Annotated in this window: 19 protein-coding genes and 3 pseudogenes; 2 read left to right on the top strand and 20 right to left on the bottom strand. The window is 33.2% G+C overall.

The window, feature by feature from the left end; translation table 11 throughout:
- Window positions 1-322 precede the first annotated feature (322 nt).
- The 3 genes and pseudogenes from ACIQ4I_RS20480 to ACIQ4I_RS20470 all read right to left on the bottom strand — a co-directional run bounded on the left by ACIQ4I_RS20480 (window position 323) and on the right by ACIQ4I_RS20470 (window position 2,538).
- Window positions 323-547 carry a hypothetical protein gene (locus ACIQ4I_RS20480; protein ID WP_403099553.1) on the bottom strand — a complete coding sequence of 75 codons (225 nt, stop codon included), beginning with the start codon at window positions 545-547 and terminating at the stop codon, window positions 323-325.
- Between the two features lie 194 nt (window positions 548-741).
- Window positions 742-1,393 (bottom strand): annotated as a pseudogene (locus tag ACIQ4I_RS20475) (tyrosine-type recombinase/integrase).
- A gap of 236 nt (window positions 1,394-1,629) precedes the next feature.
- Window positions 1,630-2,538, bottom strand: coding sequence for a DNA/RNA non-specific endonuclease (locus ACIQ4I_RS20470; protein ID WP_403099552.1), 909 nt, complete (start codon window positions 2,536-2,538; stop codon window positions 1,630-1,632).
- 649 nt (window positions 2,539-3,187) lie between these two features.
- On the opposite strand from ACIQ4I_RS20470, the gene ACIQ4I_RS20465 reads away from it, so the two are divergent.
- Window positions 3,188-3,589: a hypothetical protein gene (locus ACIQ4I_RS20465; protein ID WP_403099550.1), complete on the top strand. Its 402-nt coding sequence runs from the start codon at window positions 3,188-3,190 to the stop codon at window positions 3,587-3,589.
- Window positions 3,590-4,400: 811 nt separating this feature from the next.
- Here ACIQ4I_RS20465 and ACIQ4I_RS20460 read toward each other — a convergent pair.
- Together ACIQ4I_RS20460 and ACIQ4I_RS20455 are read right to left on the bottom strand one after the other, a co-directional pair.
- Entirely contained in the window at window positions 4,401-4,802 is a 402-nt protein-coding gene (locus ACIQ4I_RS20460; RefSeq protein WP_403099548.1) for a VOC family protein, read from the bottom strand.
- A gap of 229 nt (window positions 4,803-5,031) precedes the next feature.
- Window positions 5,032-5,520: a DinB family protein gene (locus ACIQ4I_RS20455; RefSeq protein WP_151536189.1), complete on the bottom strand. Its 489-nt coding sequence runs from the start codon at window positions 5,518-5,520 to the stop codon at window positions 5,032-5,034.
- Between the two features lie 263 nt (window positions 5,521-5,783).
- Here ACIQ4I_RS20455 and ACIQ4I_RS20450 point away from each other — a divergent pair, with 263 nt between their 5' ends.
- A complete protein-coding gene (locus ACIQ4I_RS20450) occupies window positions 5,784-6,470 on the top strand; it encodes a YjjG family noncanonical pyrimidine nucleotidase (RefSeq protein WP_403099546.1) in 687 nt (228 codons plus the stop codon).
- Window positions 6,471-6,640: 170 nt separating this feature from the next.
- Here ACIQ4I_RS20450 and ACIQ4I_RS20445 read toward each other — a convergent pair whose 3' ends face one another.
- From ACIQ4I_RS20445 to ACIQ4I_RS20375, 15 genes and pseudogenes are all read right to left on the bottom strand, one after another.
- Window positions 6,641-8,128, bottom strand: coding sequence for a beta propeller repeat protein (locus ACIQ4I_RS20445; protein WP_403099544.1), 1,488 nt, complete (start codon window positions 8,126-8,128; stop codon window positions 6,641-6,643).
- Window positions 8,129-8,181: 53 nt separating this feature from the next.
- The gene (locus tag ACIQ4I_RS20440) at window positions 8,182-8,520 is read right to left on the bottom strand and encodes a hypothetical protein (protein WP_403099542.1); all 339 of its coding nucleotides are present in this window, start codon (window positions 8,518-8,520) and stop codon (window positions 8,182-8,184) included.
- A gap of 206 nt (window positions 8,521-8,726) precedes the next feature.
- Window positions 8,727-8,882: pseudogene (locus ACIQ4I_RS20435) on the bottom strand (tyrosine-type recombinase/integrase); the annotation flags it as partial.
- Window positions 8,883-9,235: 353 nt separating this feature from the next.
- Window positions 9,236-10,033, bottom strand: a complete 798-nt coding sequence (locus tag ACIQ4I_RS20430; RefSeq protein ID WP_403099540.1) for a fumarylacetoacetate hydrolase family protein — start codon at window positions 10,031-10,033, stop codon at window positions 9,236-9,238.
- Between the two features lie 713 nt (window positions 10,034-10,746).
- Window positions 10,747-11,205 (bottom strand): annotated as a pseudogene (locus ACIQ4I_RS20425) (VOC family protein).
- A 362-nt stretch (window positions 11,206-11,567) separates the two neighbouring features.
- On the bottom strand, window positions 11,568-12,902 hold the full coding sequence (locus ACIQ4I_RS20420) for an AI-2E family transporter (RefSeq protein ID WP_403099538.1): 1,335 nt from the start codon (window positions 12,900-12,902) through the stop codon (window positions 11,568-11,570).
- A complete protein-coding gene (locus tag ACIQ4I_RS20415; protein ID WP_403099536.1) occupies window positions 12,877-13,548 on the bottom strand; it encodes a hypothetical protein in 672 nt (223 codons plus the stop codon). Before ACIQ4I_RS20415 ends, ACIQ4I_RS20420 begins: the two co-directional genes overlap by 26 nt.
- A gap of 929 nt (window positions 13,549-14,477) precedes the next feature.
- On the bottom strand, window positions 14,478-15,893 hold the full coding sequence (locus tag ACIQ4I_RS20410; RefSeq protein WP_403099534.1) for a hypothetical protein: 1,416 nt from the start codon (window positions 15,891-15,893) through the stop codon (window positions 14,478-14,480).
- Window positions 15,894-16,722: 829 nt separating this feature from the next.
- Window positions 16,723-17,112: a barstar family protein gene (locus ACIQ4I_RS20405; RefSeq protein WP_403099533.1), complete on the bottom strand. Its 390-nt coding sequence runs from the start codon at window positions 17,110-17,112 to the stop codon at window positions 16,723-16,725.
- Window positions 17,113-17,255: 143 nt separating this feature from the next.
- Window positions 17,256-17,744, bottom strand: coding sequence for a DinB family protein (locus ACIQ4I_RS20400; protein ID WP_403099531.1), 489 nt, complete (start codon window positions 17,742-17,744; stop codon window positions 17,256-17,258).
- A gap of 414 nt (window positions 17,745-18,158) precedes the next feature.
- Window positions 18,159-18,281: a hypothetical protein gene (locus ACIQ4I_RS20395; protein WP_403099529.1), complete on the bottom strand. Its 123-nt coding sequence runs from the start codon at window positions 18,279-18,281 to the stop codon at window positions 18,159-18,161.
- A 1,016-nt stretch (window positions 18,282-19,297) separates the two neighbouring features.
- Window positions 19,298-20,215, bottom strand: a complete 918-nt coding sequence (locus ACIQ4I_RS20390; protein WP_403099527.1) for a VanZ family protein — start codon at window positions 20,213-20,215, stop codon at window positions 19,298-19,300.
- A gap of 100 nt (window positions 20,216-20,315) precedes the next feature.
- Complete coding sequence (locus ACIQ4I_RS20385) at window positions 20,316-20,741, bottom strand: MarR family winged helix-turn-helix transcriptional regulator (protein ID WP_403099524.1); 426 nt, start codon at window positions 20,739-20,741, stop codon at window positions 20,316-20,318.
- Window positions 20,742-20,970: 229 nt separating this feature from the next.
- A complete protein-coding gene (locus ACIQ4I_RS20380) occupies window positions 20,971-21,462 on the bottom strand; it encodes a DUF2716 domain-containing protein (RefSeq protein ID WP_403099522.1) in 492 nt (163 codons plus the stop codon).
- A gap of 586 nt (window positions 21,463-22,048) precedes the next feature.
- Entirely contained in the window at window positions 22,049-22,255 is a 207-nt protein-coding gene (locus tag ACIQ4I_RS20375) for a hypothetical protein (RefSeq protein WP_403099520.1), read from the bottom strand.
- Window positions 22,256-22,531 lie beyond the last annotated feature (276 nt).

Here is a 22,531-nt window from a genome sequence, read left to right as displayed (position 1 = left end):
TGGGCATGAAAGAGTTTATGGCTATAGGTTTTTCGGCGGAAGATGGAATCAATATTCGATAGCTTTAAGAGATATTGTTTCCTTCCATTGCTCTCCTCCTACTCCAACTCTATATTAAAAAACTGCACCTGACCTTTGTAAACTTATCGTCCAATCTTACTTTAAAAACGTCCGGGCTTTCATAATTAGAAATTGTTTTTTTGAATCTAATACAGTAAACACCAGATGTCCGCCACCCATTTTGTTTCCTCCTTGCTTTTATGTAAAAAGTTCAGCCCTGTTTGTTATTTAGGAGGGAAAACCCCTCCATTTTTAATCATTTTTAATCTGCATATTCCAATTCATATTCATATAACGAGCGATTAATAGCTTCACCATTTTCCAATTCAAGATCGTATAAAGGCGCTTCTAAATTTCCATCATAGCCCTTATGTTCCTGTTTATTAGTAGCAATATGAGTTACTACCAATACTTTGTTACGGAATGAATCATAATTTTCATTATCATTATCCCTTGATACCATTACTCTTTCACCAATAGTAAACATAACAGTTCTCCTTTAAAATAATTTTTGTTGTTACAAATCTTTAGAAGGGAATAACCCTCCTTTTTATCTTTTACCAATCCATTTTCCGTATTCATCATATAAACATGTTATTTAACAATCTGGCCCGATAACGAAAAGACATACCTATTCACATGGGTGCCTTGATTTCAATTAAATTTTTAATTTATATGCTTTCAAAAATATTTGCTATAAAAATCGTGTCTCAATTTCCCGCTAAGCTGAGCATATATCTTTGTTGTCTCACTCTTCTCATGACCAAGTAAACTTTGGATCACTTCAATTGGTGCACCATTATTAATCATATGTGTAGCATAGCTGTGTCTTAATTGATGGGGATGTATACTCTTTTTTATCCCAGCTTGGCTTGATATGCGTTTGATAATATATCTCAGATTATCAATACTCATACGCCTTTTTGGCCTTCTGTCCGTAATAAACAAGCAAGATTCTTCATCATCTCGTTCATCTAAATACCTTTTTAACCATATGGAGCAACGAGTATTAACGTAAACTTCCCTTTCTTTATCACCTTTTCCATGTACAATGACCGAATTCGTACGAAAATCAATATCATCGCGATTTAATTTTACAACTTCCCCAATACGGCAGCCGGTCGAATACATAAATTCAAACAGCGCATTTTCCATCGTTGTTTGACAAGCTTCTCTTAGATGTTCTATCTCTAATTCCGAAAGAAACTTTGGAATTCTTTTACCCAATTTAATAAAAGATTATATTGAAAACAATAGGTTTTTAATGTTAGTGATGAATATCCCTCAATTTTTTATTTTGTTGATATTTTTTCCACGCTTCGGATAATAACATAATTCTTTCACTCTCCTATAAATCTAAATCATTTAATCTAGATTCTATTATGTCCATGGAGAGTCTTTTTCATACGAGGATTTTCAAAATCTTAAACAATAACAAAATAGCCGATCCATGGGAACCCTTCAAATACAAGAAAAAAGACACTTTCCTTACTACAGGAAAGCGCCCGATTGTTTCTGTAAAGTCATTCATTTATTTCATTCATTTAATTTGCCCTGAGTTCTAGGTGCTTATTCCCCTACCATACCGTCGTTATCATTATCTTGCATATATGGGTATAACCAATGATCACTCGTTATTGGCATACTAAAACCTGCTGCTTTTGCTTCTTTAATCGTCACCTGTCCATTACCGTTTGTATCAACACTTGAAATATCTTCAGTGCCATTCGACTTATTTGAACTAGTTGACTTATTTGAGTTAGTTGATTTACTTTCAGTTAAGCCTAGAGATTTATTTATCTCATCAGGGTTGCCGTTATCAAACTCATCTACAATCTTATTCCCTTTTAAAGTGTAAGTGTACTTATAATGAGAAGGAATCTGCGTTTCCGTATTAGGATATGTGATAATTGCTTCAAAATTAGTAGCTCCACCAGCTTTACGAATGGCATCTTCCATATATGCTTGATCACCATGTCGGTTAAGCGTACTTTCTTGTGGAGTAATATTGTAAGCATTGGATACCCCTCCGAGAGAATCTGCAATGATATGTCCTTCATCTAAATCTGCTCTTTCTACACCAGGAACTTTTGCTTCATCATTATAGTATCTGCCAGACGATGTTACAGGTTCGTTATCGTCATCTTGTAGAACGATTTCGTCAGCAATAACACGGACCAGTTGCCCATGCTCATTCGTGAAAGCCCAATACTTCCGGTCCCCATAACCAATGTCAATAGCAACGTTGGGTTCACGATGTCCAGACAAATCGCCACCATCAACTTCAATAAGTTTGTATCCCGAGAATAGGTCATTATTTTGTTCGGCTTTTTCGCTATTATTTGAGTTTGTTTCAACTGTGGTTACATCTTGTGAATCTGTTTCTTTATCTGTAACGGATGCATCTTCTACGTTAGTACAACCAACTATGAAGATGGCAGTTAAAAGTAAGATTAAATAGTTTATTTTCTTTTTCATTTTAGGACTCCTTATAGTTTTTTTTACTGAACATTCTAGTGAGCTTTGAATAAAACATAAATTAACATTGTTAACCTATTTATAATAGTATATTACAATAGAGTTCATTGCATTATATTTTTCAAATATAAAATTTAGATAGTACTTGCTTATGGCGGAATAACTGCTTTCACAATCTTACCTATACTTTTATATCAATATTCAGTTTTAAAAAAGATGTTATTTAGTAATATTGGTTCTAGTACTAAAAAAGGCACAATTCCAATTCACGAATTGCGCCCGATTATAATTGAAAACAATATGTTTTTAATGTAAGTAATGAATATCCCTCAATTTTTTTATCCTGTTGATACTTTTTCGACGCTTCGGATAATAACATACGTCTTTCACTCTCCCACTAATAAATCTATTAATCTAAATTCTATTATGTTCAATGAAAGACTTTTTCGAACGAGGATATTCAATAATCTAAGATATTTATAAATTTGAACTCTAAATAACCTATTAGAAAAAAGACGCTTTCCTTGTTTTCCAGGAAAGCGCCCTATAATGGAATTAGCTACTGTATAATATCTACGAACTGTGCAATAAAAATTTTTTGTATATAATTTTACATAAATTGAATAATATAACTATAGAGGTGATTTAATTGCAACAATACTTTGGTTTATTTGTGATGCTGGCAATTATCTTCATAGTAGTAATTTTCAACAAGGTTTTATTTTCATGGTTTAAGGCCACAATTATCGTTTATTATTCTATTATTTCTTACGTCTTTATTACGATTAAAAACAAAATTGATAGACAATATGAGAATATTACTCCTGTACCCGATGTTTACTGGGATAAAAATTCAGGCTGGGTTGATTCCATGGCTGGTTATTTTTTCTGGCCTTTGTTAATTATTCTCCTTTTTATCTATTACAAATGGTTTATAAGAGTGCAAAGTAAGACAGCTAAGTTATTAGTGTTATTGAGTTTGATTCCAACAGCTACTATTTTTTTATTTTTTGCTTTTATGTTCGTGTTTGCTTACGGGTACAGACCATAAGGTTTGTACTTTTTTATTGCACATAATTCTTCAAGTAAGCAATCCCACTATAATATCAAAAGCAGCCTGATTTATTATTTCTCTATTGAAATTATATTCTTTAGTATTAATGTAATGGAAAATACTATTAGTAATATAAATCCAAATAATGACAAATAATCAATGATTCTAACTAACAGCTCTCCGAATATATGTCCTCCATATCCACCTGGAAGAATCCCTATTTTAACTTGACTAAATATCGGACTATTTAAAAAAGAAAGCAAAGCACTTCCTAAAATACAATAAAGTAAATTCCTATTTTTATTTATTGAAACTATCTCCAATTTTTAAGATATATAATTTATTTCAAAAAGATTATTCAATTTCCTAATGTAAGGTTCTCTTTCACTATCCTGCACCGTTAGTTTAAGTGCATTTTTTCACAACCTTATCTATATTTTAGCATTAATCCCAATTTTCAGTGGAGTATTATTCAACATAATGTCCCTTTAATGAAAATAAGCGCTCTTCCTTGTTACAGAAAAGCGCCCGATTGTGGAACAACAAGGTATGTCTTATCTTGTGAAACGGTTCACCGTCACGCATATAAATGAGGTTTCCATTTGTTGCGCATAGGTTAGTTCCAATATGTGTTAATATAATTTATGTAAGACCAATAAATTTATACGGGCTAATACAGTTGATTTGTATTAGTTTAACTCACGAATTTTTCTTTCTAAGCAATGATTTGGATTGAATGACAGATATGAGATTATACGGGGAGTAGAAAAACGCCGGTGACCTTAAGTAGGTGACCGGCGTTTCCATATTAGCGTTTCGGCATTTTGCTCTCATCCATGTACAATAGGTTCCAGCGGTGACCGTCCAGGTCGGCAAATCCTGCACCGTACATCCAGCCATCATTTTCACTCGGCTTGCCAAAGATGCTTCCTCCGGCAAACTCTACTTTTTGAATAAATGCATCTACTTCTTCTCTACTTTCAGCGCCAATGGAAAATATTACTTCTGCGCTATGAGAAGTATCTGCGGTTTTTGAACCTGTAAATTTCTCAAACGCCGCATCCGGGAACAGTAGAATCGTTGTTTGTCCTATGGCTAGCTTGGCTCTCTCGTTACCAACACTCACCGCATGGAATCCAATCTCATTGAAAAAGGCAGTTGACCTCTCAACATCTTTGACCGGCAGGTTAATCCAAATTTCCTGTGACATAGCTGTAGCCTCCTGGAATATATTTTAAACATTCCTACTATACTCTACTTCTGGCAAGAGAAGCAAATCGTTGTAAATCCGCATTTTCCTGACGGGACCCATCTGGCTGAAATTAGCGGCATGCCCCCTGTTAAATGATTTTGTTGCCTTCAAGGCAACAGCTCGCCTTAAGGCGATATTCCATAATCGCGCCCTATAAAGGAATAACTGTAAAGCTAATAAGGCGTTTTTAGAAGCTGCGTTTCCCTGGCCAAGCTCCTTGCATTTTACTTAGGAATACAATTTGCCCAATATGATATGCGTCGTGCATTGCTAAACTCTTCAGTTCAAGCACTAATGGATTGTCATCAGGAATCGGTCTATACAAATCTTCTAGATCTGATTTTGCTAGTATTTTTTCAAGTTCACGATGAACAGAAAAGTATTCTTGTTTTGTTTCCTTCCAATTTTGAAAGGTCTCAGTTGGTAATCGATATGTAGCGTCATTATTTTCTGCCTTTGGTTCATTTGCTGTTTCACCAAGAAAGCGTAACAGAATTCTCTTTTCGAAGAAAAGTAAATGACAAACTAATTCCCAAATGGAATGTGCTCCCTCAACTGGTTTCCAAATTGCCTGTTCCAAAGTAATATTCTCTAGTACTTTTTCAAGTGGTGGAAACCAGTCTTCTTTATCTAAGCAGCTTGCCCATTGTTGTAACAAAAGTGTCCTTACATCCATTTTCTATTCCCTCCAATCTTATCCCTTTTAATAGATAATCCCTTTGGTCAATATTCATTTGCGGCGTGTTGTTTTGGCATAACTTACAATTTCGAGATGAACCATCTGATTACCTCCCTTACTCCACAATCTGGCCCTTTAGCTAAAGAAGGCACAATTCTTTTCAAGAATTGCGCCCGATTGTTGAATAAACAATATGATGTGTGAGAAGATTTATAGGAAGTATTGAGTATCCTTAACAGAATTAGAAAGTAGAGGACAAAATGAAGAATTACGATATTATTTTTTTTGATATAGATGACACACTTTTTGATTTTACGAAATCGGAGCAAGAAGCTTTTAATAAAGTCTTTGATAAATATAATCTATTAAATAGCTTAAAGCTATACGAAAAGAGTTACCAAGAAATTAGTAAAGTATTGTGGAGAGATTTAGAAGGTGGAAAAATGAGCCTTATTGAACTAGGTTCAGAGAGATTCAGGAGATTATTTTTAGAACATGAACTTGAAATTGACGCAGTTGTATTCAATCAAGATTATTTAAGATTTCTTGGCGAACAAACGCACCTCGTGCAAGGGGCTGAAAAAGTCATTAACGCTCTCTCGCATAAACGGTTAGCAATTATTACGAACGGTTACACGGATGTACAAACATCCAGAATTAATAATTCCCCGTTAAAAGATATATTTGAACATATGATTATCTCAGAATCCACTGGATTCCAAAAACCACAAATAGGAATTTTTGATTACGCTTTTAATAAGCTACAGATTACTGATAAATCCAACGTACTAATGGTGGGTGACTCCTTGACTTCTGATATTCAAGGTGGAATGAACTATGGTATTGATACTTGTTGGTTCAATCCTAAACAAAAGGAAAATCAAACGTCTTTAAAACCTACTTACGAAATAAATAAATTAGAAAGCCTGTTAGAGATTATAAATTAAGTACCCTTAAATGAAAAATGAGCGCGTATCCTTGTTACAGAAAAGCGCCCGATTGTTGAATAGTAGAAAAGAGAAAAAGCTGCAAAAATAACACCTTAGTTATTGTGCTAAAGCCCCCGTTAGTTAAGGTGAAATGCAATGTTTTTTTCATGAATATACACTTCCAACTTTTATCGTCTCAGCGGAATCGTCATTTCTTCCCATGAATAACCTGGTATAGTTGCAATCCATAACGTATCTCCTATGATATCCACATCCATAACGACTAAATCAACCGCATCAAACACTTTTTCAGGTTTTCCTTCGTCTTTTATGTTGATGGAATAAATAGCTTCACCTCTATATGTGTTTCCGAATAATTTCTCTCCTTTTTTAATGAAATTAACTATCTCTTCATCAACTTTAATTTTTCTCCAATTTCCCTCTTGAAGATCTCGGGTCCAAATTCCACTTTTAGTTGTAATAAATAGCCTATTATTAATCACTATCATATCACTAGGTTCATCATTACGATTCGGCATAGTTATCTCTTTCCAACCATCATTTGTCTTTTGCAAAACCTTCATTTCTTTTGTTAATCCTACCAAATCACCATTATTCGAGATTTGAACCACAAAAAATGGTTGAGGTATAATGGCTTGTTCCCAACTCTCCCCTTGATTGTTCGTGTAGTAAATATTTCCATTTGATATCACGGCTATATGGTTGTTGATTGAATAATCAATGTGCTCAATCTCGTGGTCTAATGAAAGAATTTTTGTTCCTTTACTTTTTGATGTAGTGCCTGCCCATAATTCTTTTTTGGTTGCTGCGTATAATTGATCATTCTTATTAAACCAAGCGTGTGTTACATAATTATTAACTTGGAGTTCTGTCCATGATTCTCCATTGTTATGACTCAATTCAATAAAAGGTTGCTTGGTTGTACTAAATTGTGTTGGCTTTTTGTCTCCCCATACCACTAAATTGTTATTTCTAGCGACAACCCCCATAATCGCCATTCCCTTTTTTGTTACAGTATCGGTACCAATACGTTTGGATATTAATCCTCCGCCGTATGGCAATTTATGAACGGCACTGACTATATCTCCGTTTTTGGCATTGAATGAAATTCGAGTAAAACGGTTATCCCGATCATTTCCAACCACTGTTAGAATGGGTTTACCTTCGATACTATCAAGTGTAAAATGATATCCTTTTGCCCAATCTTTTCCTTGTTTTAGTCCGTATTTATCCTTCGCTAGTTGAAGAACATCAGAGCTATCAAACTTAATCTCATCGTAGGGTATTGTTGGATCCTGAGATTGTTTACCCGATCTAAACAAGGTGATTTTCTTTTCTGAGATACCAATTAGTACAAAATCATCTGTACCTGGAACCACAAAGGTCATAAACCAATTAAAGCGTTTTCCTGTTTCTCCTCTCGAACCTCCCATCGTTTCATCCACACTGTTTACGCTTGTAAGTGTTGCGTTTACATTCCATTCCTTTGCTCTCTGGAATCCAATGTTAATCGCTTCTTTTAGCGTAACTTCACCATCTGAAACGATTACTTCACGACCAGCTGCACTTGTATCGTTAAACAGTATCCCTGTTGGAAATAAAACAAATATCAAAACGTATAAAGTCAAAATAAAGTTAATTGGCTTGTTTTTCATGTTTTTGCCACCTAATTTTAATAGTTAAGGTAGTTTGCCCATTTCAAATGATATTACCCGTCGTTTAATTCTGTATCTAATTTGGCAATTAACTTTTGAATCTTAGCTTTATGTTCAGCATTTGTAATATCGATTAAAAATTCTTTTGGCATTGTTGAGCGTTCACCGTTGAATTGAAGTGTTTCATCTAATACTTTAAAGTCTATTTCATCAATTGATTCATCATCTATTTCACCATAAGCTGCTATAATTCTATATTCGTTATTTTCATTTTCTACAAATTCAATCCTAGAATTAAACGTTCCAAAATTCACTTGTTCACTTAAATAATCAGATATAATACCTAAAATATCATCTTCACTTAATTTAAAATATTGATGTTTTGGGTTCATATTTTCTCCCTACTTGTTTTTATGATTTAATTTATTATAAAACACTGCCCCGTTAGTTTAAGTGCAAGCCTTGACAAACTCACCTATATTCTAACATAAATATCCAATTCTCATTAAAGGTTATTCCACAATATGGCCCGATAATAAAAAGACACTCATTTTTACATGCGTGCCTCAATTTCAATTAAATTTTAATTTATATAGTCTCAAAAATATTTACTATAAAAATCGTGTCTCAATTTTCTACTTAGCTGAGCATATATTTTTGTAGTCTCACTCTTTTCATGACCCAGTAAACTTTGAATCACATCAATTGGCGCACCGTTATTAATCATATGAGTTGCATAGCTGTGTCTTAATTGAAAGACTTTTTCAAACGAGGATATTCGATAATCTAAGATATTGATAAATTTGAACTCTAAATAACCTAAAAATATTAGAAAAAAGACGCTTTCCTTGTTTTCCAGGAAAGCGCCCTATTACTGAATAACCATCATCTTAAATGGTGCTGGTCCAATTAGCTCATTAACTCTTATCGCAGCTAAAATAGTAGGTACAAGTAAAATAAAGCTGTCAGTACTAATAAACCCCACTTCTTTTTTGTTCAAAATTTATTTCAATATAAACAAAAAAAGGCGGAAGTTAATTTTGAAAATCCAACTCATAAAATGGTTTTTATTATCAAAACATCATAAGTTTATTGAGATTATTTTTTCTATTTTACATAGTTAATCAGTTTACCAATATACTCTACTTCAACCACTACAGTATCCCCAGACTTCATTGGACAACTTCCAGAAGGGGAGCCTGTCGCCAAAATATCACCCGGCTCAAGTGTCATAACCTGTGAAATCCAACTGATAAGGAAAGGAATCGAAAATGACATCTGATTAGTATTTCCCTCTTGAACGATTTTCCCGTTTAATTTTGTAACAATGCTTAAATTAGTTGGATCTAAACCCTTTACAATACACGGACCCAACGGACCAAAGGTATCAAAACCTTTTCCACGCGTAAACTGAGGATCACTTATTGTAAGATCTCTTGCCGTCACATCGTTAAAGATCGTGCAGCCAAAAACATAATCTAATGCCTCTTCTTCTTTTATATTTTTACCACGTTTTCCAATAACAAGTGCCACTTCCCCCTCCATTTCTACCTGATTCGTTAAATCACTTGGCGGAAGAATAATTTCACCATGCTCTGGAATAAGAGAAGTCGTCGGTTTTAAAAACAAAAACGGTTCTTTAAGATTGGCCTTTCCCCCAGTCTCATTTGCGTGTTCAGCATATGTCCAGCCAAAATTAATGATTTTTGAGGGGATTACTGGCTCCAAAATCTTAACATCACTATATTTAACTCTTGTTCCATCATATTTTAGTTCATCCTTTACGATTTCAGTAAAATCACTAGATAATTGTATAATTTCATCCCCTTCAACAATTCCGTAATATACTTTACTGTTAGGGTGTCGATAACGAACTATCATTTGTGTTTTTTGTAGTGCTTGCATGATTGCATCAACTCCATAATTTATTAATTGAATATTAAATTTCACCAAAAATGGAACGTATAGAGTTCATCTGGTGACTATAATCAGGGCCAGTTAGCTTAAGTTTAAATACATTTCTTCACAAACTATTAGCTGGTTAGTTCATAACTATTAATCTGGAACAGTGAAAGGCTTGCCGATTACTTTATCAGTCAAGCCTTTTTATAATTAACTGTTTAAAGAAGAAGCACCTTTTTTAAAATATTCCTGCCGTTTGCACCTGATACAGTGGCAGGACCTATTAGTGAACCACAAGAGTTGATAATACATAGTGCATTAAGCGTTGTCAATCTTTTTCAGGTATTTGTTTAGTCTTATAAACCATAGATGTGGGTTGAATTCTCATGGACATCATCATCCGCTTTTTCCTTACGGAATAGCTTTCCCATTTCCCTAGTGGCTATGCCCTTAATCAAACTATCCTGACCGATAGTTTAAGTACATTACATCACAATCCGCCTAATTTTTAACATAAATTCCCATTTTATAAAAAGACGTAATTCAATTATAATGGCCCTTAAATGAAAAAAGAGCGCATATCCTTTTTCAAGGACTGCACCTGATTGTTGAACAAGGGTACTATATTTTATAGTTTTATATATACAGAAATCTCATTTCCATTGTTTCTTCATGACACATTAATTAAAAATTTTTCGCCTTCTGGTGCTTTGATTTTATAATAGGTTTATTTTCTCCCACTCGCTTAAATACATACGTTTATTAATTTTATTCGGATTAGCAAGTTTGCAAATAAACTCTAGACTATTACCATCTGGATCACTGAAATGGATTTTAGCATGAGCTTATCCTTCATGTGCCATTACAAAAGGTTCGATTGGCTCAAAACCAAAGGCTTCTCGAGGTTCATATCCTTTACTTTTAATCCAAGAAACTGACTTTTTCAAGCCCTCAAGAGATACTTGAAAAGCAATATGTCTAATTGAAGGATGATACTCAAGTTCTACTTTATCTGTCTCCCACAACCCTAACCAACTTTTATTTTTTTCTATCCATAAAAACGCTATTTTTCCATCCACACTATGGTCAAACTCTAAACCAAGATCTTTATAAAATTCTATAGATTGTTTTAAATTACTTACTGGTAAATGCGCTTCATATAATCCTTCAATCACATAAATTCCCCCTATTTAATCCACCTTTAATAAATTTATCGCAGAAAAGATAATGAAATATATACAACTTTTGGTGTAAATGGAATAATGATTATTTGTACTAAACTAACCTATAGTTTATGAGATTCTTCCTCTATTAAATTGCCCTTTATCTAAAAAGGCACAATTCCTTTTCAAGAATTGCGCCCGATTGTGGAAGATCAAATGCTGTTGAAGTCTAGCACTGGTTAGTATAAGTACAATACTTCACAATCTTTTTTAGTTTTCAACAGGATGTTGGGCAATTTCAAACTCTAGAGCCACCCTATGGTTGCCTTCAGAGGAGAATGTTGGGGAAAAATTAAACAACAATATATGATTTCTCAGGTAGTTTTTTCTTTTGTTTGGATATTGAACAAATCTAATAGGAACATTAATAACGGAATCCCCAACAACAGACCCCATGTTCCCAAGAAAAACTCAGAGATAATCAAGGTTAAAAAAGTCAGAAAGATAGGCAATTTTGTTGCGTGTGCAGTCAATCTTGGATTGAGTACATAGCTTTCCATGGCGTGAAGCCCCAATACCATAGCCACAATCCAAAGGACTTTAGGTATGCCGCCCATCGTAAACGCAATAATAGCTAATGGAATGAAAGAGATTATCGCTCCTAATACAGGAATGAGACCGAAGATGAACATCATAAGCCCAAGACCAACTACTTGATGGAACCCAAGTATTGCAAGGAAAATCATAGATAAAACAGCATTAATCAACGAAATTAATATTTGAAGTTGCAGTATCTTACCAAAGGTATTGGCAAAATTGGTTCCTAAGTATTTGTAATACGAATATAGAAAACTGATTCTGCTCTTCTCTAGCTTCTTGCAAAAATCCCTGATTTCTTTTTTCCCGATTAATAAGAAAAAGCTTAAAATAAACGCCATTATCAACTGGATACTAAATTCACTGACATGCGGGATAGCTTGGAATATCGTGGTAACAGCTCCTTTTGTGTAGGACTCTAAATGTAGCCCTTTCAAGAACCCTTCTACATTTGGATTGATTTGATTCGTATATGTTTCTAGATTAAATGAAATGAGTTTATGACCGATTCCTGATAATTCCTTTGCCGAACGGTTGATATAGGTGGCTAATCCGAAAACAATAGCAAATAGAATCACTGCATACATTCCAATTGTGACTATCTTCTCTTTTATCGGAATCATTTTCGATAGGGATTTATAGAAAACTTGTTGTAGGCTGTTCAATAGATAAGAAAAAATAAAAGTCAATAACAACAAATTTAACAATCCTCTGATACTCCACAATATAACGACCAACAACACCAATGCGAATACCTTTTTTACTACTTCTTCTTTAAAAAAAGCTTTCAAGTGATCCATTTTCCCCCTCAATTCTAAAGGATTTAATTCTTTTTCTCTTTCTCTTTTTGAATGGCTGTAAGAAAGAAAACGATAAAAAAAGAGGGGTGTATCGCTCCTCAAATATCTATCCATAATATACATTTTACCATTCTTATTATTGAAATACCTAGTTTCTGTTAACGTTAAAACCTCGCTATAAAGCATAAAAAGGTCTACCACAGCAACCACCGATGTTAAACTAATTAAACTAAAGCGCCCGATGATTGAATAACCATTTGATTCTATTATCTGATTTAGTTGAAGGTTAGGTAGTAAAACTACCTGTTTCAATAAGGATTCCTTCCTTATCAAGTCTTTTGTAATTGTAAGGAATATGGCTTAATTTCTTGTATTGTTCCCTCCAAATTATATTTATGAAATGAGATGGTTCTTTAAGAAAATTGTAAGGAAACAGATTCTCAAAGCGATAACATTCGTTAGGATATGATTCACTGAACCTAAATAATTCGAGAACATTCTCTTCGATTGCGATGCCACCGATTTTAAATTCATAAACGGAATACAATTCTTTAAGAAAATTTACAAATCCTACAAATCCCTCTTTTTTTACACCAATTTGGTCCCATTCTGGTTCATCTAATTCATCCCCATAGAACCAAAAGCTAACCATTAATGTATTTGAAGAAACCATTTCTACTTGTAATGTTACCTTTCGTTTCCTTGATAAATAGACATATAATCTTAATCTTAGTGAGTGTAAGTTTGAGGATTTCGGATCTTCTTCATCATAGGGATAACCTCTATCAAAGAAATCGATAATTTCATCAACATTTTTATCAACAATTTCAACTTTATTTGTGACCCTTGATAACTTAATTATAATTTCTTGTATTGTTTTCTTTTTTTCTTCTTTAAGTTCTAACAAGAAGCTAACTTCAAGGAAAGGACCGCCTTGCAACCACTGGGACCACTCCATGTAAAATCCCTCCTAAATCTTTCATCAAATACATTTATAAATAATCTATTTTCTTTTAATAAATCTGTCACGTTACCTTTAGTATACTACTTAACAATCTCTTTTCTATCTAATCATAAATATCCAATCATTCCTTTAAGTGAGTTCTTCAACAATATGGCCCGATTGTGGAAAAAGAAAAATCCTGCTCATAATACAGGATTTTTAATGAAACTTAAATTATCAATCTATATTTTAAATAATCGACTTTTATTTTAATTAATTAATCTTTTTTATAATTATTCTGAATTGATTGCGCACTTCATCTTTATGTTTTAATTGCAAAAATCCTTTTTAAAATGCTTAAGATTTAAGAAACCCAAAGCACATTCTCTGTTAATGCAGGATTTTTAATAGTTAAAACCACTCCACAAAGACATTTCCTCCAATTTCTGACGAAATGCGAATAAATGATGGCTATTCACAAGATGACAATATCCGAATAGCTTGAAGCGAAAAATGAAGCTTTCATCTCATGCATAACAGTAGATTCTTCTAGTTATAATCTCCTAAGTTTACCTTAATGATGTGTAATTTCTTTGCCATGTGGTAAACAAATTCAGGTTGATTGGTGTCAAGCTTATACAAAAATTACAATTGAAAAAGAAAATAAGCTAAATGATATCGCTTGTCTTTGTCTTAGACATTCTCGTAAAAAATATATGGAATGGCAAAATCATACTTTTACTATTCAAGTTGCGATCCAGTGTCATGAACATGTATTTCAATGATGAAAGAGAATGAGCTTCTTATCCTTACACATTAATAATATATACTTGAACATCGTGTTAAAAAGGTAAAGAATAACCCCGACTTTCATGGGAAAGTCGGGGAAATCTTATGTTTTATTTTTAATCAATCCATCCATCTTTAAGGGAGGGTGGAGTTGATTAGTTTGCTGCTGGTACGGCTGCTTCATTTGAAATCCATGTAGCTGTTCCTTCTTTATAAGTTACATCTACAACAAGTTTTTTATTAGCAGCCACTGTAGCATCAGTGATTGTGAATGTAGCATCAGTTCCTAGTACAGCATCGTTACCTTCATAATGCCATTTATAACTTACATTCGGATCTTTAGGATACGAACCAATTTTGTCACCATTTGTTAATTCTAAATTAGCAGTTAGAATATCACCTGATGCAATTTTATCAACAGGTGTAACTCCATCTTTACCAACAACAGTTACAGCTTTTGCTGTTGCTGCTGTTGCTACTGCTTTTGAAGTCCATGTAGCTGTTTCTTCTTTATAAGTTACATCTACAACAAGTTTTTTATTAGCAGCCACTGTATCTTCAGTGATTGTGAATGTAGCGTCAGTTCCTAGTACAGCATCGCTACCTTCAAAATGCCATTTATAACTTACATTCGGATCTTTAGGATACGAACCAATTTTGTCACCGTTTGGTAATTCTATATTAGCTGTAAGAACATCACCTGATGCAATTTTATCAACAGGTGTAACTCCATCTGCACCGACAACAGTTACTCCAAGTTTAACTTCTACGCCATCTTTATAAGTTTTTTCAACGCCGTTTGCATCTTTATAAGTACCGTTTGCTAATTTAGCATCGAAGTAAGTTTTATCGCTGAATTCTTTTAAGCCTTTGTTTTGTTTGCTGCCATCAAATAGGATGTCTTTAACAACAACTAAGCCATCATTTAAGCGACCTTCTTTGTAAAGAACAGTATCGTTTTTAGCTGTTTTGTAACCTTCTTTTAATTTACCATTATAGAATAATAGAGTTGATTTGTTAGCTGTTTTATAGCCTTCTTTTAAGTAGCCGTTGTAGTATAGTGATGGGTTTTTGTCAACGTCACCGTATACTTCATAACCATTATCTAAGCGGCCATCTTTGTAAAGACGTTCGCCGTTCCCAGCTGTTTTGTAGCCTTTTTTAAGAGTACCATTGTAGAATAAATAGTATTTATCAGCGCTACCTTTGGCTGCTGTTTTGTAACCTTTTTTAAGAGATCCATTATAGAATAGTTTGATTGAAGAACCGCTACCTGCTGTTTTGTAACCTTTTACAAGTTTACCGTTATTGTAAAGTTTCATAGAAGAACCAGTACCTACTGTTTTGTAGCCTTTTTTCACAGTTCCGTTGTAGTAAAGAGTAGATTTGTATACTACGTAACCTTTAACTGCTTTACCAGTTTTCGCATTTACAAGTTTACCTTTTGATACCTTGTATGTAGTTTGTGCAGATGCTGTTGTGTCAGCAGCAACTACTGCAGTTGTGATGATAGAAGTACTTAAAGCTAGGGCAGCTACAGATTTAACAAATTTCATGTTATTGTTTGTCATTTTTCCATTCTCCTTTATCTGATGAACTATAATTGGATCGCCATATACGCATTTCACACACGAATATATTCCATATATCACCTATCAGTAATCCTTACAGACTATATTACCACAAAATATTTGTATTTTTAATAAAAATTACACTTTTTTATCATAAATATGATTAATAATTAATTATTACTATTAATTTTATATCATTTTCCTTTTATGGATGTATTTATTCAATGCAAAAATTTATATTATAGATTAATATGACCCATTCCAAAAACACAATAGTCATAAATCAGTCATTATTATCAGTTTAGGTTGTTTAGTCGCTACCATTATACTGAATTTTGAATCCACGAACTTCACGTAGAAATTAATGGTAAACTCGTTGTTTTTGGAGATTTTGATGACTTTAGGGATATTCGGCAAGGTACCTACGCCTGTACTGTAAAATATATCGAGAAATCACGTACATTGTATGACATCAAATCCAAATCAACTAACGAATAAATTTAGAAAAAATAAAAAGTTGGTTATTAAAACCTGGTAATTCTTAATTATTCGCCACCCGAAACAATAAGCGTATTCAATTTATTTTTGGATACTCTTATTAATTGGAATAAAAACAACAATCAAATTAAACAGAGCTTAAAATAAAATGGACTACTTAAAACAGCCCCTTTTAATCAAATATATTTATTCCAGAAAATGGCCCTTTAATACAATAAAAGCGCAATTCCATTACTCTGGAAATGCGCCCGATTGTTGAATAGGAGAAAATGAGAAAAAGCTGCAAAGATAACACCTACTTCACTCAAGCACTCCGTTACTTGAATAAGGTTTACTCTAATATCAACGTTACATTTTCGTTATCAACGATAATTTCTTCTATCCAGTCAAATATTGTAGGACCCTTTTTCATTTTTGCATCTTTTATTTCTTGAATTACTTTCTCTTCGTTACTTTGATGGCAATTATTCAAAATTTCATTTAGTTTAACTATTGTTTCACTATACCCCAAATCTACTTTAGATTTAACAGAATTCCTCCAAATAACAGTAAATTGTTCGTCGCATTCTATATCTCCGAAACCTCCAAACAAAATATCATTAAAAGCATCTAGATTTCCGTGCCACTTACATTTTCCTGAAAGGACTATATCTGAAAACTCCTTACAAAACCCCTTAAAGTTAGAAAATTTATCTCCATCGATAATAAAAACTTTGTTCATAATAGTACCTCTCATACATTGTTTTTTCTTATTTTATCATTTCACTTTATTTTAACAATCTAGCCCTTTAGCTAAAAAAGGCACAATTCTTTTTCAAGAATAGCGCCCGTTAATGGAATAACTGTAAAGCTAATGAAGCTTTTTTAAAAGCTGCGTTTCCCTGCCCAGGCTCCTTGCATTTTACTGAGGAATACAATTTGCCCAATATGATATGCGTTGTGCATTGCTAAACTCTTCAGTTCAAGCACTAATGGATTGTCATCGGGAATCGGTCTATACAAATCTTCTAGATCTGATTTTGCTAGTATTTTTTCAAGTTCACGATGAACAGAAAAGTATTCTTGTTTTGTTTCCTTCCAATTTTGAAAGGTCTCAGTTGGTAATCGATATGTAGCGTCATTATTTTCTGCCTTTGGTTCATTTGCTGTTTCACCAAGAAAGCGTAACAGAATTCTCTTTTCAAAGAAAAGTAAATGACAAACTATTTCCCAAATGGAATGTGCTCCCTCAACTGGTTTCCAAATTGCCTGTTCCAAAGTAATATTCTCTAGTACTTTTTCAAGTGGTGGAAACCAGTCTTCTTTATCTAAGCAGCTTGCCCATTGTTGTAATAATAGTGTCCTTACATCCATTTTCTATTCCCTCCAATCATATATAATCCCTTTGTTCAATATTCATTTTGGGTGTGTTGTTTTGGCATAACTAATAATTTCGAGATGAACCATCTGATTACCTCCCTTATTCCACAATCTGGCCCTTTAATGAAAACAAGCGCTAATCCTTATTACAGAATCGCGCCCGATTGTTGAAGATTGTTATTGAAGTAAAGCTTCTATCGACCCTATACTTATTAATACTGAATATACAAATAACAATGCTAAAACAATTCCTATTATATATTTGGAAAATTGTTTAAGTTTATTACTTTCAAATGTCTTATTTAACAAGTAAAAAAAGCCAATTACCCAAATTGCATCTTGAAAAAAAGTAGATATTAGATTTTCCATATTTATAATGTTTTCTTTTTTGAGGTCCATTGTACTAATTTAAGAAAAATGAGTAACGATATCTTCTACAAGTTCATTAGTTATATGTTCTAAATTATCAAAGTATTTATAAAATGAAGTGCGGTTATAGTCTGCAGTATCAACGATTTCCTTTACACTCACTTTGGAGTATCCAATGTCTTTGGAAAAAACAGCCTACTTTTTTAGGGGATTGCATAAAGTATAGAAAGTATTATTGTATTTGCTTTATCAATTTCTTTATAAAAGGAGATAAAAAAATGAATTCTGATAAAGATATTGCAAAAATGAACGAGGTGTCATTGTTTCGTCTTTATTTGCTGAGGGCATTATACCTTTTTATAATCGTAGGGCTAGTTCTTGTGAAATGGACTGAAGTCATACAGCATTTATTTCATCTGAGTAAGCCGTGGGAACTAATGGATGGAGTGGTCGCTTGCATGTTGACATCCTTTTCGGTTCTATCAATTCTTGGGCTGCGTTACCCACTCCAGATGCTACCTTTGCTTCTTTGGGAATTGTTATGGAAGACGATTTGGTTGCTTATCGTTGCGCTTCCACTATGGTCTTCAGGTCAAATGGACGATTCAACCAGTATGGTCGCATACGAATGCTTGATAGTCGTAATTTTTCCTTTCATCATACCTTGGCGCTATGTGTTTGCACACTACCTGAAGAGGCCTGGAGAACGGTGGCGTTGAGGGGGTTGAACAAAATGATCGCTTAGGCGGTCATTTTTGCTTGTTAAATTTTAATGAAGAAACACTTTCCTTATTTCAAGGAAAGCGCCCTTTAATGGAATAACTATAATATGATATCAATCCTAAAATCACTTAATTCTTCGTCCACTAACGCACTCGTTAGTAGAAGAAGAAAATTTCAATCATTGTAGTTCTAATCCTAATAATTAAAGATTATCTCTCCAATTCTTTCAGGTTCCAATAAGCTATTTGTTCCAATTCATCACTATTAAATTCATTGTCATTATGTACAATACTGTTGCTTTGAAATAAAGTTTAATCAAAATGGATTCTTATCCAGCAGATTTAAGCTTTGATTTTATAAAAAAGTTTAACTATTTTCTATCTGTCTGTCTGCTCTACAGTCGTGCCATATTTGTTGAAAACATTGCAAAGCAAGCCCCTTATAATGTTAATTCTTCACTCCCACCAATGCTTCATTTCACTGAATCCAACGTCCCATAGTTTAGCATTCCCGGAAACGATAATCGTAATTTCGTTTACCTTATCAAAAAATGGTAAGATTAAATGCTCTGCCCCATTATTAAATTGTTCATACTGAGCTCTTACTTTTCCATCTGCCAGTATAGTGACTTCTCCCTTGAAATCACCATTGTCTGGAATGCCAAAATAAGAATAGAGTGTTATATCTTTCTTGTTCCCCAAGACGTAAGTGTATGATTTGCTTTTATCTCCTTCACTGTTATACACGTTCATTTTAGGTTCTATTTTCTTGCCTGCTATGGTGAAACTTGGAAGATTCTCAGCCATAGGCATGGTTCCATTCATTTCTTTCACATCGTGTAATGCTTGAATCGGACTTTCTCTTGGCGCTACAACATAATTGATAGTTTCCGAGACCACGATTACCCCAACTAGAAGAACACCAATAGATAGAGCCGAAGCAATAAGCTTTTTACAAGAAATTTTTGAAGAAAATCCAACTCTATAGGCGATAAAACCTATCGCTGCACCTAATGTATTGGATATAACATCATCTACATCAAAGCTGCCAAGATAAGTTAAAGCCTGCAGCGATTCCAGAACGAGAATCGTCAAGACAAACAAGGATATGAACTTCCCAAAACTGGAACGATACAACAAAGGAATTACTACTCCAAAAGGGATAAAAGCAGCAATGTTTCCAAATTGGAATAACCATGAAAAAGTTGGTTCTGGAAATTTAAGTGGAACTTTTTCCGGAACAAGCATAAATGTATATCCATAATCGCTGGTTGAATGATCTACTCTATTAAAAGCAAAGAACAAAAAATATAAAATTAAAATTGTATACAAAATGGTGCCTGCAATAATGAATTTCCGTAATTTTACTTCCATAATCTCTCCTTAATTTCGGCATATAATTTACTGCTACGTAAAACAACTCCCAACAATAATAACCAAATATACTTTCCCCTATCAATTACATACATATAGATTATTTCCCTTCTACAATCGAATTTAATTTTTCAAGTAAACGGGCCAAATGTTTCAAATCTTCTAAGGGGAGCTGTCCATAAACATTATGATTGATTTCATCTTCGAGTATTTGCCAATTTTCGAAATACTGCTCGCCCTTCGCTCCCAATTTTAAAATGATTTCACGACGATTTTCTTTATTAATACTGCGGATAATGTATTCTTTAGTTTCTAATTTATTAAGTATTTGACTAACTGCACTCGTTGAAATATTCAATTGTAAAGCTAAATTCTTTGTGGAAGTGACACCTTTCCGAATTAGCTCTAATAATAAAACCTGCTTGGCTGTTAATTGATTATCAATTTTCTGCTCAAATCTACTTGCTAATTGAACGTTTAAATGATTTTGTAAAGTGTTAATTTGTTGAATTATATCTTTATCCACGCTAAAAACCTCTCTTAATAATTAAGTTAACTTAACTATAAATCATGCCAAATAAAAAAGTAAAGTAGAATTTCTAAATAATCAATTTGTTGGTAGCTAAGTTCAATAAATCACGATTGGAAATTTATTTGAATACAAGTTTTACTTACTCCATTAAATGGCCCTTTTCATGAATAAAGACGCTTTACTTAATTTCAGAAAAGCGCCCGTTAGTTGAATATAGTTTACATTATTTCTGACGTAATATTTTTTGAAACATTATTGGTTGATGTTTTTCAAAACCCTTTATCAATTCTTTTCCAAAAATAGTTATGGTTCTTTCCCACGGGTGTCCTAAATATCCCCACTCAAAATCCTTATGAATAAAGAAGTAATAATCGCCATTTGGGAAAAACGGTACTGTCCATTCATCGAATTCGCTTTTTTGAAACTCTAAATGGGGATTTACCCTATAACATGCATGCTGCCAATCTAATGCATAAATATATTCATCTATTGATGTAATTTTTTGGAATACAAGTAATGCTTTTTCTTCCAAATCATCGTAGGCATTCAAACCTTCATATTCGCCAAAGTAGTGTGAGATATCGTAGGTAATAAAAGGAGTTGGTACTTTAAAAGATGGAAATTTGGTAGTACTTGGTTCAAATTTCAATTCGTCATATAGTTTATTCCACACTTTTTTCTTCTCTACATCGGATAGTTCAAGCCAGTTTTTCATTTGAATCACCACTTCCTATAGTAGCATCTATTATAGCATTTCTTATTCCACAATCTGGCCCTTAAATGAAAATAAGCGCTGATCTTAATTTAAGGATAGCGGCCTATAATGGAATAAGCTACTGTATAATGTCTACGAAGTGTTCAATAGTTAAATTAATACACTATTCCAAAAATTACCTGATTATGTTATGCTTCGATATACGATAATCCATATTTTAGGAGGAATGTATATTGTGAAAAAACCATACTACAATTGGAAAATTTATTTATTGGACAGGCTTATTTATGATTACAGGTGGACTTGGACCGTCACTCGGTACATTTAATTACAATTCATTTATTCCAAATAAATCTGTGGCACTAATATACATATTTACAGGAATTGCTTTTTTGTTAACTTCAAACTTTTTTAAAAACAGAACAGATCAATAAGCAAATGATTTTCCATTGCTTCACATTTCCCTTCAAGTAAGCAATACCACTTATGAAGATGATAACTAAAAAAGACACAATTCCTTTTTCAAGAATTGCGCCCTATAATTGAATAACTGTTAGCTTCTATTAGCTGGTTTGCTGAATACTATCTATCCAAAATTTCTATCCAAAAACAAAAGAATATAACTAATTGTACAAAGATATATCGCGATTCGAGTTATGATATAAATTAAAAATTCAAATGAGGTTAATTTTCTTTCTCTCTTAGTTTTTTTAAAGTGTCTATAATAATAGACTGCACATATGAGTAGGATTACTGCTGATATTTGAAAGGTGTTTTCCAACAGGCTAACCAAAAAATCATCTCCTCACATAATAAATACAATTTTATGTTAGTTCATTAGTATCTACTTCAGAAAAGGAGACACTTCCCCTTCTTGAAATATATGTTTCTAGATTTAAGTGTAATGCAAAAGATTTTCAGGATATTTCCTTCACAATCTGGCCTTTAAATGAAAATAGGCGCATTCCTTATTATGATCTGCACCCCAAATGTTAGACACAAATCTAACATTTGGAGGTGCCTTTTTTATGGCACGAATTACTTTTGAACAGAAGATAGATGCGATTTT

This window comes from Rummeliibacillus sp. NPDC094406 (assembly GCF_044763875.1).
Classification (GTDB): Bacteria; Bacillota; Bacilli; order Bacillales_A; family Planococcaceae; genus Rummeliibacillus.
The sequence above is the reverse complement of the archived record's forward strand: the minus strand, read 5'-3'. Positions and strand labels throughout refer to the sequence as shown.

What these genes read in the sequence shown, in the direction of transcription:
- ACIQ4I_RS20480 (WP_403099553.1), bottom strand. Translation starts at nt 547, where the DNA reads ATGTTTACTATTGGTGAAAGAGTAATGGTATCAAGGGATAATGATAAT.
- ACIQ4I_RS20470 (WP_403099552.1), bottom strand. Translation starts at nt 2,538, where the DNA reads ATGAAAAAGAAAATAAACTATTTAATCTTACTTTTAACTGCCATCTTC.
- ACIQ4I_RS20460 (WP_403099548.1), bottom strand. Translation starts at nt 4,802, where the DNA reads ATGTCACAGGAAATTTGGATTAACCTGCCGGTCAAAGATGTTGAGAGG.
- ACIQ4I_RS20455 (WP_151536189.1), bottom strand. Translation starts at nt 5,520, where the DNA reads ATGGATGTAAGGACACTTTTGTTACAACAATGGGCAAGCTGCTTAGAT.
- ACIQ4I_RS20450 (WP_403099546.1), top strand. Translation starts at nt 5,784, where the DNA reads ATGAAGAATTACGATATTATTTTTTTTGATATAGATGACACACTTTTT.
- ACIQ4I_RS20445 (WP_403099544.1), bottom strand. Translation starts at nt 8,128, where the DNA reads ATGAAAAACAAGCCAATTAACTTTATTTTGACTTTATACGTTTTGATA.
- ACIQ4I_RS20440 (WP_403099542.1), bottom strand. Translation starts at nt 8,520, where the DNA reads ATGAACCCAAAACATCAATATTTTAAATTAAGTGAAGATGATATTTTA.
- ACIQ4I_RS20430 (WP_403099540.1), bottom strand. Translation starts at nt 10,033, where the DNA reads ATGCAAGCACTACAAAAAACACAAATGATAGTTCGTTATCGACACCCT.
- ACIQ4I_RS20415 (WP_403099536.1), bottom strand. Translation starts at nt 13,548, where the DNA reads ATGGAGTGGTCCCAGTGGTTGCAAGGCGGTCCTTTCCTTGAAGTTAGC.
- ACIQ4I_RS20410 (WP_403099534.1), bottom strand. Translation starts at nt 15,893, where the DNA reads ATGACAAACAATAACATGAAATTTGTTAAATCTGTAGCTGCCCTAGCT.
- ACIQ4I_RS20405 (WP_403099533.1), bottom strand. Translation starts at nt 17,112, where the DNA reads ATGAACAAAGTTTTTATTATCGATGGAGATAAATTTTCTAACTTTAAG.
- ACIQ4I_RS20400 (WP_403099531.1), bottom strand. Translation starts at nt 17,744, where the DNA reads ATGGATGTAAGGACACTATTATTACAACAATGGGCAAGCTGCTTAGAT.
- ACIQ4I_RS20390 (WP_403099527.1), bottom strand. Translation starts at nt 20,215, where the DNA reads ATGGAAGTAAAATTACGGAAATTCATTATTGCAGGCACCATTTTGTAT.
- ACIQ4I_RS20380 (WP_403099522.1), bottom strand. Translation starts at nt 21,462, where the DNA reads ATGAAAAACTGGCTTGAACTATCCGATGTAGAGAAGAAAAAAGTGTGG.